The 15,243-nt window shown below is 40.0% G+C and carries 14 protein-coding genes; 8 read left to right on the top strand and 6 right to left on the bottom strand.

The window, feature by feature from the left end:
* Positions 1 to 116: 116 nt before the first annotated feature.
* From BN161_RS25185 to BN161_RS25165, 4 genes are all read right to left on the bottom strand, one after another.
* Positions 117 to 338, bottom strand: a complete 222-nt coding sequence (locus BN161_RS25185; RefSeq protein WP_044271522.1) for a hypothetical protein — start codon at positions 336 to 338, stop codon at positions 117 to 119.
* 300 nt (positions 339 to 638) lie between these two features.
* Positions 639 to 869, bottom strand: a complete 231-nt coding sequence (locus BN161_RS25175; RefSeq protein WP_044271515.1) for a hypothetical protein — start codon at positions 867 to 869, stop codon at positions 639 to 641.
* 73 nt (positions 870 to 942) lie between these two features.
* On the bottom strand, positions 943 to 1,497 hold the full coding sequence (locus BN161_RS25170; RefSeq protein ID WP_044271513.1) for a response regulator transcription factor: 555 nt from the start codon (positions 1,495 to 1,497) through the stop codon (positions 943 to 945).
* Positions 1,491 to 1,709 (bottom strand): hypothetical protein, encoded by a 219-nt coding sequence (locus BN161_RS25165; protein WP_044271509.1) that lies wholly within the window; start codon positions 1,707 to 1,709, stop codon positions 1,491 to 1,493. Before BN161_RS25165 ends, BN161_RS25170 begins: the two co-directional genes overlap by 7 nt.
* 143 nt (positions 1,710 to 1,852) lie before the next feature.
* Between BN161_RS25165 and BN161_RS25160 the strand changes: the two genes are divergently transcribed.
* Together BN161_RS25160 and BN161_RS25155 are read left to right on the top strand one after the other, a co-directional pair.
* Complete coding sequence (locus BN161_RS25160) at positions 1,853 to 2,182, top strand: helix-turn-helix domain-containing protein (protein WP_044271507.1); 330 nt, start codon at positions 1,853 to 1,855, stop codon at positions 2,180 to 2,182.
* Between the two features lie 2 nt (positions 2,183 to 2,184).
* Entirely contained in the window at positions 2,185 to 2,547 is a 363-nt protein-coding gene (locus BN161_RS25155; protein ID WP_044271506.1) for a hypothetical protein, read from the top strand.
* Positions 2,548 to 2,729: 182 nt separating this feature from the next.
* Here BN161_RS25155 and BN161_RS25150 read toward each other — a convergent pair whose 3' ends face one another.
* On the bottom strand, positions 2,730 to 3,437 hold the full coding sequence (locus BN161_RS25150; protein WP_044271503.1) for a tRNA1(Val) (adenine(37)-N6)-methyltransferase: 708 nt from the start codon (positions 3,435 to 3,437) through the stop codon (positions 2,730 to 2,732).
* 173 nt (positions 3,438 to 3,610) lie between these two features.
* Here BN161_RS25150 and lon point away from each other — a divergent pair, with 173 nt between their 5' ends.
* Genes lon through BN161_RS25135 form a run of 3 tightly spaced genes read left to right on the top strand, consistent with a single transcriptional unit; the run spans position 3,611 to position 8,345 of the window.
* Positions 3,611 to 6,085, top strand: a complete 2,475-nt coding sequence (gene lon, locus BN161_RS25145; RefSeq protein ID WP_044271501.1) for an endopeptidase La — start codon at positions 3,611 to 3,613, stop codon at positions 6,083 to 6,085.
* A complete protein-coding gene (gene tgt / locus BN161_RS25140) occupies positions 6,082 to 7,212 on the top strand; it encodes a tRNA guanosine(34) transglycosylase Tgt (RefSeq protein WP_044271498.1) in 1,131 nt (376 codons plus the stop codon). Before lon ends, tgt begins: the two co-directional genes overlap by 4 nt.
* Positions 7,209 to 8,345: an LptF/LptG family permease gene (locus BN161_RS25135; RefSeq protein WP_081743786.1), complete on the top strand. Its 1,137-nt coding sequence runs from the start codon at positions 7,209 to 7,211 to the stop codon at positions 8,343 to 8,345. The genes tgt and BN161_RS25135 overlap by 4 nt, the downstream gene beginning before the upstream one ends.
* A 212-nt stretch (positions 8,346 to 8,557) precedes the next feature.
* On the opposite strand, the gene BN161_RS25130 is transcribed toward BN161_RS25135, so the two are convergent.
* Complete coding sequence (locus tag BN161_RS25130; protein ID WP_044271495.1) at positions 8,558 to 9,064, bottom strand: thioredoxin family protein; 507 nt, start codon at positions 9,062 to 9,064, stop codon at positions 8,558 to 8,560.
* Positions 9,065 to 9,478: 414 nt separating this feature from the next.
* Here BN161_RS25130 and serB point away from each other — a divergent pair, with 414 nt between their 5' ends.
* The 3 genes from serB (at position 9,479) to BN161_RS25115 (ending at position 15,165) form a co-directional block, all read left to right on the top strand.
* The gene (gene serB / locus BN161_RS25125; protein WP_044271530.1) at positions 9,479 to 10,708 is read left to right on the top strand and encodes a phosphoserine phosphatase SerB; all 1,230 of its coding nucleotides are present in this window, start codon (positions 9,479 to 9,481) and stop codon (positions 10,706 to 10,708) included.
* A 75-nt stretch (positions 10,709 to 10,783) separates the two neighbouring features.
* Positions 10,784 to 13,516, top strand: a complete 2,733-nt coding sequence (locus tag BN161_RS25120) for a SusC/RagA family TonB-linked outer membrane protein (protein WP_044271493.1) — start codon at positions 10,784 to 10,786, stop codon at positions 13,514 to 13,516.
* 11 nt (positions 13,517 to 13,527) lie between these two features.
* Positions 13,528 to 15,165 carry a RagB/SusD family nutrient uptake outer membrane protein gene (locus BN161_RS25115; protein ID WP_044271491.1) on the top strand — a complete coding sequence of 546 codons (1,638 nt, stop codon included), beginning with the start codon at positions 13,528 to 13,530 and terminating at the stop codon, positions 15,163 to 15,165.
* The last annotated feature ends 78 nt before the right edge of the window (positions 15,166 to 15,243 follow it).

The following is a 15,243-nucleotide window of genomic DNA, read 5'->3' as shown; positions in this document are numbered from 1 at the left end:
GATTTGTATTTCTTAGTTTATCAGCCAAATCCATCACTTGTATTTCCCAGCGTATTTTTTTTATCATTCGATATGCTGGTCTGTCTGTTAGCCAAAGAAGGATATTCATATTTTTATTAATAAGGTTTTTGTCCCTTTTTGTTATAATAATCATACCGTTCAGATAAACTTGCTTCATGACCTTTAATTATGTCATTAATAAAATTCCATGAGCGCATCACCTGCCTATCAAAGCATGTTTCTCTTTGCGTTGAATGATGTATATTAGCTGTCATTCTCAATGTATTCTCTATTTCTTTAAGCATCCATAGGGGAGCTGTTGTTACTTCTTGGCCCATTTTTTAATTTATTAGAACTACTACGTGTCACAAGGGCGCAGTCACGTTAACCAACTTACGCAGTATGTGACGCCGTAGTAGTATTTAGTTTATTACTTTATTACTTTATAATATAGTCTAAAACCCACATTGTCAAAGTCACTCTCTGTGGAGTGATGAAAAAGACTTCTTTCCGAAAAATGAATCGGCAAGTTGTATTAAGGCTATAAGCAATATATCTGTCAGTCTCGACTTTCGCTGGCGACGGTAGTCTTTTTACTACTTCATCTAAATCCTGTTGGGTCATATCTCTATTGAGTTTTAATGAGGAATTATATCTTCTTCAATAAAGGTATTGGTAGTATTTATCACATTGGCAGAATCTACAGTTTTTCCATCACGAATAAATATCTTATCACACATCAAGGCTTTATAATTAGATTCCGACATATAGAATACACATACACGCCCATCGGCATATAATTTACATTTCATGAATTCAGTTCCTTCTACTGGACCTATTACATCTATTTGCATTGTTCTTTTTCCCATTTTAATACTGTTTATTAAGTTAGTAAATCATCGTGCGGAGCCGGGAATCGAACCCGGATGACCTTGCACCGCTTTATTTAAGATGGTTAACATGCCAGTAAGTTATCATCTCTGGGACATCCCGAAGGCGAAGCCGGGCTTTAATGTTTTCTCGATGGCGATCAACTGTAAATTTTGAGAGGGACAGTTCTGCAGCAATTTCTCCGGAGCGCATATTTCGGGCGATTAATCTGAATACCTCTATTTCTCTATCAGAGAGCTGAGTGTCAAGCTCAGGTTTACATACTACTCCTTCTAATGGACATTCACCACGAAGAGGACATTTTACTTCTTCAAAAACAAAGTAACCGTTAGCGTCAATATCGTGGCTGAATTGGTCGTATTCACCAAAATTGCATCTTATGAATCGATGAACAACGCTATATTCAAAATATGTCTTATTCATAGTTCTTTTTGAATATAGTTCCATAAGAGCTGCATGAGCCTTGGGGTATCGATCACGAATGACTGTTAACATATAATCTATTATATCCCGGTCGTTTTCTTTTAGAGAGTGAGCAGCTTCGTTCACCCCTTTAACCATGACATCTCCTTCAGGAGTGTTGTAGAATTCAATATTCGTCAGCATAATACCTTTGGATTTACATCATTTATTATATTATCAATCAATTTTCTCTCCAATGGCTTGAAAGTGTTATTACGAAGCTTATAATAAAAGGTAGTATAAGACATCCCACTTTCCCCAAGGATACGGCTTCGAACTGCCTCTTTGGCATCATCTGACAAAGTATCATAGTAGTCTCTAAATGCCATTTTGTTTAAATTCTGTTCTTTTTCCATGCTTAGTACAATTTTTAGTGCTATAATTACACCGCAAACATAAGACTAATTTGAGAAAATCGCAAATTAAATTTGAGAAATAATCAAATATACTTGAATTTATCTCAAATAATATCTGAATTATTTGCGCTAACTTTATAAATATGAATGTAGTAGAGAATATAAAACGGTTACGTACAGAAAAAGGCGTTCCACAGAAAAAAATAGCGGATGCTTTGAATGTGGATATTGCGGTTATCAGTAATATCGAGAATGGTAAACGTGAACTTAAAGTCAGTGAACTTGAGATTATCTCAAACTGCCTTGAGGTAAGTGTTATTGATCTGTTTACATACCCTGAAAAGTATATACCTACCAATTGTTTAAATGATGATATTGTAGCATCATTGACTATTCAATTGAAAAAGGAAAAGAAAGATCAGGTATTAAAGCTTGTGTTTGGAGATAATAGTTTAGAGATATTAAATAAATAATAATGGCGTATTGTGGAAAGAAAAAGATTGTATACATTTTCCCACTAAAAGGTAATAGTTACCTTAAAACGAAGTGTAGGGTTTGGGAAAATAAATATGAATATTTAGATATTATTCCTACCAATCAGCTTTCTAACATTTATAAGGATAGTGAAATAATAATGTTATATAAGATATCAGATTATGACACTTTCTCATATAAAGAGCACGCTATAATAGAGGCCAATAAAGTATTTGCTATAACGGAAGCTAATATAAGTATAGAGAATGAATGTATCATTATAAGTGAGCGTTATGATGTTATAGAGAAAAAGTTATCTGAATTTAACAAGAAGTTTCAAGATGAAATAATAAGTAGACAATAATAGACAATAAAAGGCAGATATACATATATACAGATTAATAAAAAGCTGATATCCAACCTTCTTTTGTTTGAGTAGTGTTTCCCGCTACCCCGACTAAAAAGAATAAGTTACTGATTTTTCAGTAGCTTATTCTTTTTATATAGAAACCTCCAACCAAAAGCATGCTAGCATTTGCTATCAAACTACATTTTTAAATAAAAATCTTTTGTTAGTGCAATATATTCCGGTGTAAATTGATGGTGTTCCACTTCAATACATAAAGTCTCTTCTATACACTCTTGTTCTTCGTGGCTGAATGAAATAAGTATTCTTCGGCTTGGTTTACCCGGTTTTGTGAAGACATGAAGACGACGCGAAGGGTACAACATATATTTCCAGGCTGTGTCAATTACTAACTTTTCTGCTTCGGTAGGAATGATAATACATACCCTCCCCTGCTTTTCAAGGAGATGTGCCGAGCGTCGAAAAAGTAACTCATAATTTAGTTCACAGGTATGACGTGCCATATTGCGTTGCTTGTCAGGGCAGTTCAATGCATCAACAAAATATGGTGGATTAGAAACTATCAGATTATATTTACTTTCGGTCTGAAATAGACTGAAATCGTTACAGATAACTTGTATTCGTTTTATCCACGGAGAACGGGCTACATTCATCTTAGCTTGAGCTGCCGTAGCTTCATCTATTTCTATAGCCGTGATTTGCGACAATGGGTATCGCTGTGCTAACATTATCGCTATCAATCCAGTGCCAGTTCCTATATCGAGGATTTTTTGCGAGCTTTCTGCCTCTGCCCAGGCACCTAGCAGCACTCCATCTGTACCTACTTTCATGGCACATTTATCGTGCCATATAGTAAATTGTTTAAACTGAAAATAAGAATTTGACATAGGTTGTAGTTGTTAATAGAGAGCAAAAATAGATAAAGTCGGGAATATTACGACAAATTTGGCACCGTTTTTGTCTTTTTATAGAAAAGGTGCTTTATATTAATGAAGAATAGATTAACTTTGCAGGCGCTTTGTAAGCCCTGTCAGTATGACATAAACTTAAAAAGAACGAAATGAAGAAAAGACTTTACCTAAAAGATACGGAAGCGGGAGAAGAAGGAAATACTTTTTCAGTGATTGCTGATTTTGAGGGGAATGAAGAACAGTTGATGGATATTGAAGTGAATGAGATACTTCCGATATTACCTTTGCGGAATATGGTTTTATTTCCAGGTGTATTTATGCCGGTATCTGTCGGGAGAAAGACTTCCATGAAATTAGTGCGTGAAGCTGAAAAAAAAGGTGCATATATCGGAGTGGTTTGCCAGAAGGTAGCAGAAACGGAGGTGCCTTTGTTGGAAGATTTGCATACTATTGGTACGGTAGGTAAGATTATCCGTATCCTGGAAATGCCTGATCAGACTACCACTATTATTCTGCAAGGCGTCAAACGTATGGAATTGGAAGAAATTGTAGATACAACTCCTTATTTGAAAGGGCGCGTAAAAGCATTGGGAGAAGATATTCCTGATAAAAATGATAAGGAATTCCATGCATTGGTGGAAGCTTGCAAGGATCTGACTATAAGATATATCAAATCATCTGATATGTTTCCGCAGGATTCTGCATTTGCCATCAAGAATATTACGAATCCTATGTTCCTGGTGGATTTTATCTGCACGAACCTTCCGCTGAAAAAAGATGAGAAGATTGAGTTGTTGCGTATTGATGCATTGCGGGCACGTACTTATCGTTTGTTGGAGATACTGAATCGGGAAGTGCAACTTGCCGAAATCAAGGAGTCCATACAGATGCGTGCACGGGAAGATATTGACCAGCAACAACGTGAATACTTCCTGCAACAGCAGATTAAGACCATTCAAGATGAATTGGGTGGTGGTGGCCAGGAACAGGAGATAGAAGAGTTGCGTCGTAAAGCAATCACTACTAAGTGGAGTGCGGAAGTAAGAGACGCTTTCATGAAAGAGGTGGATAAACTGGAACGTACACATCCACAATCTCCTGATTATAGTGTGCAACTCAATTATCTGCAAACAATGCTAAGTTTGCCGTGGGGAATATACACTACAGATAATTTGAACTTAGTCAATGCTGAGAAGACTCTGAATAAAGATCATTATGGCTTGGAAAAGGTGAAAGAACGTATTCTGGAACACTTGGCTGTATTGAAATTGAAAGGTGATATGAAGTCGCCTATTATCTGTTTGTATGGCCCTCCGGGAGTAGGTAAAACCTCTTTGGGACGTTCTATCGCTGCTGCCCTCAAACGGAAATATATCCGTATGTCATTGGGTGGCGTGCATGATGAAGCAGAGATACGTGGACATCGTAAGACGTACATCGGTGCTATGCCGGGACGTGTTATCAAGAGTCTGATAAAGGCTGGTTCATCCAATCCGGTGTTTATTCTGGATGAAATAGATAAGGTGAGTTCAGATCGTCAGGGAGATCCTTCTTCTGCTTTGCTTGAGGTGCTCGATCCGGAACAGAATACAACATTCCATGATAATTTCCTGGATGTAGATTACGATTTATCTAAAGTAATGTTCATTGCTACTGCAAATAATCTGAATACTATCCCTGGGCCGTTGCTCGATCGTATGGAGTTGATTGAGGTAAGTGGTTATATCACTGAAGAGAAGATTGAAATAGCCCGTCGCCATCTGGTTCCGAAAGAACTGGAAGCCAACGGTATGAAGAAGAATGATATCAAAATACCAAAGAATACGCTGGAGGCTATTATCGAGTCGTATACCCGTGAAAGTGGTGTACGCGAATTAGAGAAGAAGATAGGTAAAATACTTCGTAAATCGGCACGCCAGTATGCTACGGATGGCTACTTTGCCAAACAGGAAATCAAACCGGGAGATTTGTATGAGTTTCTCGGAGCACCTGAGTATACCCGTGATAAATATCAGGGCAATGAATACGCTGGTGTAGTGACCGGGTTAGCATGGACCGCCGTGGGGGGAGAAATCCTGTTTGTAGAAACCAGTTTGAGCCGCGGAAAAGGTGGACGTCTGACGTTGACCGGAAATCTGGGTGATGTCATGAAAGAGTCTGCAATGCTGGCTTTGGAATATATCAAGGCACACGCTTCTTTGCTGAGTCTGGATGAAGATATTTTTGATAATTGGAATATCCACGTACATGTGCCGGAAGGTGCGATTCCTAAGGACGGCCCCTCGGCAGGTATCACCATGGCCACTTCTCTCGCCTCTGCCCTCACCCAGCGTAAAGTGAAGGCAAATCTTGCTATGACAGGAGAAATAACACTTCGTGGTAAGGTGCTCCCCGTGGGGGGGATTAAGGAGAAGATTCTGGCTGCGAAACGTGCCGGCATCAAGAATATTATTCTAAGTGAAGAGAACCGTAAGAATATTGACGAGATACAGGAAATATACCTCAAAGGGTTGACTTTCCATTACGTAAAAGATGTGAAAGAGGTGTTTGCCATTGCGCTGACCAATGAGAAGGTTGCCGATGCCATCGACTTGTCCGTAAAGAAAGAAAAGAAAGCAGAATGACATTCGACTTACAATATACAGACAGTAAAAGTAATGCGCGTGCAGGATTGATAGCTACCGATCACGGGCAGATAGAAACTCCTATCTTTATGCCGGTAGGTACCGTAGGAACGGTGAAAGGTGTGCATGTAACCGAACTGAAAGAAGATATTAAGGCGCAAATCATATTAGGGAATACCTATCATCTATATCTGCGTCCGGGATTGGACGTATTGGAAAAAGCCGGAGGACTGCATAAGTTCAACGGCTTTGACCGTCCTATGCTGACAGATAGTGGCGGATTTCAGGTGTTCTCATTATCAGGTATCCGTAAACTACGTGAGGAGGGTGCAGAATTCCGTTCACATATCGACGGTAGTAAACATATCTTCACTCCAGAAAAGGTAATGGATATCGAACGTACGATTGGTGCAGATATCATGATGGCGTTTGACGAATGTCCTCCAGGAGATTCGGATTATGCGTATGCCAAAAAGTCATTAGGACTAACACATCGTTGGTTGGACCGTTGTATTCAGCGTTTCAATGAAACGGAACCGAAGTATGGATACCAGCAGTCTCTCTTTCCTATTGTTCAAGGATGTGTATATCCTGATCTTCGCAAGCAGTCGGCAGAATTCATAGCGTCAAAGGGCGCGGATGGCAATGCCATCGGTGGTCTGGCAGTAGGTGAACCTGTGGATAAAATGTATGAGATGATTGAGTTGGTGAATGAAATTTTACCGAAAGATAAGCCACGGTATCTGATGGGTGTAGGTACACCAGTCAATATTTTGGAAGGTATCGAGCGCGGTGTAGACATGTTCGATTGTGTAATGCCAACCCGAAACGGACGCAATGGCATGTTATTTACTAAATATGGTATCATCAATATGCGCAATAAGAAATGGGAAACAGACTTCTCACCTATTGAAGCAGATGGAGCTTCTGCGGTAGATACCTTATATAGTAAGGCGTATCTGCGTCATCTGTTCCATGCACAGGAGTTACTGGCTATGCAAATTGCATCTATTCATAATTTAGCATTTTATCTGTGGCTGGTGGGTGAAGCTCGCAAGCACATCATTGCCGGTGATTTCTCCACATGGAAACCGATGATGGTGAAACGCGTATCGACAAGGTTATGAAAAAACTGAACTGGAACATGAAAGGTATAAAGATGCCGGATAACTGGAAATGGTTGAAGCGGCTCGACTTCTACATTATTAAGAAGTTCCTTGGAACTTATGTGTTTGCCATTGCATTGATTATCTCCATTGCAGTGGTATTCGACTTTAATGAGAAGATGGACAGATTTATGTCACACGAAGCTCCTTGGAAAGCCATAATCTTCGATTATTATCTGAATTTCATTCCTTACTTTGCAAACCTGTTCAGTCCGTTGTTTGTGTTTATTGCGGTTATTTTCTTTACCTCAAAACTGGCTGAGAACTCCGAGATTATTGCGATGTTCTCTACCGGAATGAGTTTTAAGAGGATGCTTCGTCCCTACATGGTGTCAGCAGCTATAATTGCAATAGTAACATTCTTTTTGGGCTCTTATATCATACCCCAAGGTAGTGTGACGCGTATTAACTTTGAAGATAAATATTATAAGCAGCGCAAATCGAATACAGCTCGTAACATTCAGTTGGAAGTGGATTCGGGTGTCATTGCTTATATTGAACGCTTCGAAGATTATAGTAAGACGGGATATCGTTTTTCACTGGATAAATTTAAAGACAAGCAGTTGGTTTCTCATCTTACGGCACGATCTATCACTTATGATACAGCCTCCGTCCATAAATGGATTATAAAGGATTACATGATACGTGAAATGGATGGTATGAAAGAGAACATTGTTAAGGGAGACCGCATCGATAGTACTCTTTTTATGGAACCTGCCGATTTTCTTATTATGAAAAATCAACAGGAAATGATGACCAGTCCACAGTTAAGCGAATATATTAGTCGGCAGCGGCAGCGCGGCTTTGCCAATATCAAAGAGTTCGAAATTGAATATCACAAACGCATTGCCATGTCGTTTGCATCATTTATCCTCACATTGATAGGTGTTTCTCTTTCTTCGAAAAAGACTAAAGGGGGAATGGGATTACACTTGGGGATAGGTTTGGCATTGAGCTTTTCATATATTTTGTTCCAGACGATTGCTTCCACCTTTGCAGTGAATGGTAATGTACCTCCGGTAATTGCTGTATGGATACCGAATATACTCTATGCGTTCATTGCGTTTTATCTGTATCAGAGAGCACCGAAATAGAGTAACAGTTCAAATTAATAAAAATAAGAAGCCCCTCCCGCTCCTTGTGTTACCACAAGTGCAGGAGGGGCTTTTTTGTTGTATCCATTTCCTCTTTTGTCTTTGCTTCCTTTGACTTTAACGATGCTTTTTTCATCACATAAGTTTTAGAAGCAACCCCACTTTCGTCTTACAGGTTCTTTAAATCTTTCATGGCAATGTGCAGTGAAAGCTTAATTCAAGTAAGCTGAAAGTTCTGCAGCAGAGATGTTTTTGGCTATAATTACACCATTATCATCCAGTAAATAGTTAGTAAATCCCCGGCCTAAACGGTACTTTTTAAAGATGCCGGACGACTCGCCTTTAGTTTCCACGAAACAGGTGGGCGTAACTATTTGGTCCTTACGAATGGTTTCCTCGAAGATAGATTGATATTCATCGAATGATACGGAAACCATTTCCACATTATTGTTTGGAGAAGTTGAGTGAAGCGCATTGCTCAAACTTGCGTTTTGCATCCGGGATTGCGCATCATAACTTGCCCAGAAACTGAGTAACACATATTTTCCCTTCATCTTGGAGAAATTTTGAATAGGTTGCTGCTCAGTCGACATAGTTTTGATTTTAAAATCAGGGGCTATGTCACCCACATTTAAACCTCCGGTAGGTTTGTCTTTTTCTACGAAAGAAGTCAAGGAACTAATTAGTAATACAACAAAAATCCATTTTACATGCTTCATGTAAGGCGGTTTTGGTTAATACTGGTTGATTTATAGATGTTTGTCAGACGGTAAAAACAACGTCTTAGCTAACAAATATACAATCAACGTTTACTAAGATTATAGAACCACTCGTTCTAAATCGGCGACAAAGGTATAACTTTATTATTGAAAATCAAGTAAACGGTTGACTTTTTTATGTTATATAACATGTTTTACATTTCTGGATACCTCTCTGTACAGTATCGATCTGGTGATTTTCGAATATATATTATATATTTTTATCATTTGTATCAAGTCTCTCCTCAAGAGAAATAGGAAACATTTCATGAATATTACTGTTAAATACATATTTCTATGTTAATTGGTGTATATAGCAGGAATTTTATCTACTTTTGCACCGTGTTACTCATTAATTTAGATAAACAATTTTATATGCAATCGTTGAGCACAGAACTTATTCTTATCCGCGTTACGGGCGAAGATCGTCCGGGATTAACTGCATCCGTTACAGAAATTTTAGCTAAATACGACGCTACTATTCTTGACATTGGTCAGGCGGACATTCATAATACACTGTCATTGGGTATCTTATGCAAGACAGAGGAACAACATTCAGGATTCATCATGAAAGAGTTGCTTTTCAAGGCATCTTCCCTGGGAGTGACGATTCGCTTCTATCCTATTTCGGTGAAAGAATATGAAGACTGGGTCAACATGCAGGGAAAAAATCGCTATATCCTTACTTTACTGGGACGTAAGTTGTCTGCCCGCCAAATTTCCGCAGTCACCCGCATCCTTGCCGAACAGGGGATGAACATTGATGCTATCAAGCGTCTGACGGGACGTATTCCATTGGATGAATGTGATTTACGTACACGTGCGTGTATCGAATTCTCCGTCCGTGGAACTCCGAAGGATCGCATTGCCATGCAAGAGCATCTGATGAAGTTGGCGAGTGAACTTGAAATGGACTTCTCTTTTCAACTCGATAATATGTATCGTCGTATGCGCCGTCTGATATGTTTCGATATGGACTCCACACTGATTGAGACGGAAGTAATTGACGAATTGGCCATACGTGCCGGTGTAGGAGATGAAGTAAAAGCTATCACCGAACGGGCCATGCGTGGGGAAATAGATTTTACCGAAAGCTTCCGCGAACGCGTAGCTTTACTGAAAGGGCTGGATGAATCTGTAATGCAGGATATAGCAGAACACCTGCCTATAACAGAAGGGGTAGACCGGTTGATGTATGTGTTGAAAAAGTACGGCTATAAGATTGCCATTCTTTCCGGTGGTTTCACCTATTTCGGACAATACTTGCAACAAAAATATGGTATTGACTACGTATATGCCAATGAACTGGAAATTGTGGATGGAAAGTTGACTGGACGTTATTTGGGAGATGTTGTAGACGGTAAGCGGAAAGCTGAACTGTTGCGTCTGATTGCACAGGTGGAAAAAGTGGATATTGCTCAAACTATTGCCGTGGGTGATGGAGCCAATGATCTACCGATGCTGGGTGTTGCCGGTTTGGGTATCGCTTTCCATGCTAAACCAAAAGTGGTTGCTAATGCCAAACAGTCCATCAATACAATCGGGCTCGATGGAGTGCTCTATTTCTTAGGCTTCAAGGACTCATATATCGATTTGCCGAAATGAGCTGAACTATTCCGCAAATATATTTGTTTCATATAATGACATCTATATTTGCGGAACCTCTTAAATATTAATGCTATGAAGAGAATAAGGAACTTTTTCTATCTCTCTTTGCTTTTGACTGTCCCTGGCCTTCAAGCCGTTGCACAAGAAAAACTTCACGTTAGCCTCCCTGACTCTATAACGACTGTTGGATATGCCACAGGCCTTCGCAAGAACCTTTCAGGACTTGTAGAGAGAATTACCGAAAACCAAATGAATAAAGACCAGATAACCAATCCATTGGATGCTATCCGCGGACGGGTACCGGGTTTGACTATTCTGAAAGGTTCCAATGGACCTGCAGCATTGGATGCTGTCCGCTTGCGTGGTACCACTTCATTGACTACCGGGAATGATCCGTTGATTATTGTAGACGGTGTTTTTGGTGATTTGAGTATGCTTATGTCTATCTATCCGGCGGATATTGAAAGTTTTGTTATTTTGAAAGATGCTTCGGAAACAGCGCAATATGGTTCGCGCGGAGCATCGGGTGTTATTGAAATTACCACTAAAAAAGGTGTTAGTGGGCGTACAAGTGTGAACTATAATGGTAGTTTCGGTATTGCTTCAAGCTATAAAACGGTAAGAATGCTCAATGGAGATGAATTTCGGGCAGTAGCTAAAGAACGTGGCGTTTCTATTCTTGATTTGGGAAACAATACCGATTTCCAGAAGGAAATAGAACAAACAGGGCTGCAACATAATCATCACATTGCTTTCTCCGGTGGAACAAATACCTCCAACTATCGTGTTTCTCTTGCTTTGATGAATCGCGAAGGGGTGATTGTTAATGAAAAGTTGCGGAACTTCACATCGAATATGAATATGACGCAGTACGTATTCGATAATTTTCTGAAATGTGATCTCGGAATGTTTGGTTCCATACAGAAAGAGCGTAACCTGGTAAATTTACATAAAGTGTTTTATTCGGCTGCTGCATTTAATCCCACTTTCCCTAATCATAAAAATCCGGAAACCGGAAGTTGGGATGGAAGTGTTCTTGCCAGCCAGCTGTCTCATCCGCTGGCATGGATGGACGTGAATGATAAAGACGCTACTTCGCACATTAGTACGCATGCACGGTTGACATTTAATTTGTCTGAAGCATGGAAACTGGCACTGTTTGGTTCCTACACCTATAATGTGATTGAAAATTCACAGTATCTGCCGGTTGCGGTCTGGGCGCAAGGGCAGGCATACAAAGGAACTAAGAAAATGGAATCGTTACTAGGGAACCTGATGTTGTCTTATAAAAAAGAATGGCGGAAGCATTTCTTTGATGTTTTAGGTTTGGCGGAAGTGCAAAAAGACCAATATTCGGGATTCTATACCACAGTTACTAATTTCAGTATTGATGGTCTGGGCTATAACAATCTTCAGGGAGGCGCTCTCCGTTCGTGGGAAGGAACTAATTCTTATTATGAAGATCCTCGCCTGGCCTCCTTCATGGGACGTGTGAACTATACGTATGATGATCGTTATATACTGACAGTGAATGCCCGTGGAGATGCCTCTTCCAAGTTTGGCAGTAATCATAAATGGGGTTTCTTTCCGGCTGTATCTGTTGCATGGGTAGTCAGCAAGGAAAAGTTTATGGAGAAACTGCCTTTCATTGACAATCTGAAAGTCCGCGCAGGCTATGGTTTGGCAGGTAACCAAAATGGAATCGATTCGTACACTTCGCTGAATCTGATACGCCCGAACGGAGTTGCTCCGGTAGGTTCATCGCCTGTGGTCACAATGGACCAATTGAAGAATATGAATCCGGACTTAAAATGGGAAGTGAAACAGACCTTCAATGCCGGTATAGAAATGGCTTTACTGGGTAACCGGTTGTTACTGACTGCCAACTATTATAATTCCAAGACGAAAGATATGCTCTATCTCTATAATGTGAGTGTACCGCCTTTCACTTACAACACTTTGCTGGCAAACATTGGTTCCATGCGTAATTATGGAACAGAGCTATCTATTGGTATAACTCCATTGAAAACCAAAGATATGGAACTGAATATCAATGCTAACCTGACTTTTCAACAAAACAAATTGCTTTCCCTCGATGGCAACTATCAAGGTGAGCATATTTCAGCAACAGAATACAAGAGTCTTGCCGGATTGGATGGTGCCGGATTTCATGGCGGATATAATCATATCGTATACCAGATTGTAGGTCAGCCGTTGGGGGTATTTTACCTCCCTCATTGCACAGGATTAGTATCCGATGGTAACGGAGGCTATACTTATCAGATTGCTGATTTGAATGGTGGTGGTGTTAGTCTGGAAGATGGTGAAGACCGGTACATAGCAGGTCAGGCAGTTCCAAAGACAATTCTTGGCTCTAACATCAGTTTTCGTTATAAAGATTTCGATGTATCGTTACAGATAAACGGTGCATTCGGGCATAAGGTCTATAATGGTACTTCGCTTACTTATATGAATATGAATAGTTTCCCCGACTATAATGTCATGAAGAAAGCGCCTACACGGAATATAAAGGATCAGACAGCTACAGATTATTGGTTGGAAGATGGTGATTATGTGAACTTCGACTATATCACAGTGGGCTGGAATGTTCCATTGAAAAATACCCGTTACCTGCAATCGCTTCGCCTGTCACTGACGGTCAATAATCTGGCTACTATTTCCGGTTATTCCGGATTGACACCCATGATAAACAGTTCATCGGTGAATTCTACTTTAGGTATAGATGATAAACGCAATTATCCTTTATATCGTACATATACCATCGGACTAAGTGTAAACTTCTAAACCTTAAAGACATGAAAAGATATTCCATAATTCGTTCGTTTTGTATTTTGGTCACCCTCAGTTGGTGCATGATCTCATGTGATAGTTTTCTAAAAGAAAATCCCCGCGATGCATTACCCGAAGAAGAAGGCTATCGTAACATTACTGAACTTTATCTGAATGCAGTTGCCTCTCTCTATAACTACATCGGAGGAAATTCCGACAGTCAAGGATTGCAGGGAACAGGACGCGGCATATATGATCTGAATACTTTTACAACTGATGAAGCCATTATGCCTACTCGTGGTGGTGACTGGTACGATGGTGGTTTCTGGCAAGGACTGTTCTTGCACAAATGGGGAATAAATAATGATGCGATACAAGCCACCTGGGAATATCTCTACAAAGTAGTTATGCTCAGTAATAAGTCTTTGGAACAAATTGAAAGCTATGCACTTACACATGCAGATGCAGAACTTCCAGCCTATCGTGCCGAAGTGCGTGCTTTGCGTGCAATGTACTATTATTATCTGACGGACCTGTTCGGTAGTATTCCGCTGGTTCTATCTTCCAAGGTTGCCTCAAAAGATATTGTACTAAGTGAACGTGAGAATATCTTTAATTTCATATTCAAGGAACTACAAGAGGCAGCCCCACTCCTGCCCGCTCAGTTCAGTAACCGTTCTGGTAATTACTATGGCCGCTTGACACGTCCCGTAGCCTACTTCCTGCTTGCAAAACTGGCACTGAATGCAGAAATTTATATGGATAATAACTGGGTGGATGATATCCATCCGGATGGGAAAACAATCTTCTTTGATGTGGATGGCAATACATTCAATGCCTGGCAGACCGTAGAGTTCTATTGTGACCAAATTACAGCTTTAGGTTATCGTCTTGAATCAGATTATTCCGCCAATTTTGCCGTATATAATGAAGGCTCTGTTGAAAACATCTTCACTATTCCGATGAATAAGACGTTATATACCAATCAGATGCAATATCTTTTCCGTTCGCGCCATTATAATCATGCCAAAGCGTTAGGTTTGTCTGGCGAGAATGGATCAAGTGCCACTATCGAAGCCTTACAGACTTTTGGATACGAGACAAACGAACAGGACCCGCGTTTTGATTATTGCTATTATGCAGGTACTGTTTATGATTTGAAAGGTAATACCGTGAAATTGGATGATGGAACAGCTTTAGTTTACGAACCGTGGAAGGTTAAATTGGATCTGTCCGATGAACCTTATGAAAAGACTGCTGGTGCCCGTATGAAAAAATATGAGATAGATGACAAAGCCATGAAAGATGGAAAATTGATGGAGAATGATATTGTTCTGTTTCGTTACGCTGATGTATTGCTTATGAAGAGTGAAGCCAAAGTCCGTGACGGACGTAATGGAGATGAAGAACTGAATCAGGTGCGTACCCGTGTAGGAGCACCGGAACGTACTGCTACTTTGGACAATCTTCTGGCTGAGCGCCAATTAGAATTGGCCTGGGAAGGTTGGCGGCGTCAGGATTTAATTCGTTTTGGACAATTTACCCGTTCTTACAACAGTCGTCCGCAACTTCCCAACGAAGAAAGTGGGTATACTATTGTCTTCCCCATTCCCGAGAAAATCAGACAAATGAATCCGGAATGGGAACAGCATCCGGGGTATTAAAGGAATGGATTGCAAAGTAGCTTCATTCTTTTGTGGTAATCACTTTATTTCCTATCTTTGCGACTAAATAAAAAGAAA

This window comes from Bacteroides timonensis, from assembly GCF_000513195.1.
In the GTDB taxonomy this organism is placed as follows: domain Bacteria; phylum Bacteroidota; class Bacteroidia; order Bacteroidales; family Bacteroidaceae; genus Bacteroides; species Bacteroides timonensis.
The sequence above is the reverse complement of the archived record's forward strand: the minus strand, read 5'-3'. Positions and strand labels throughout refer to the sequence as shown.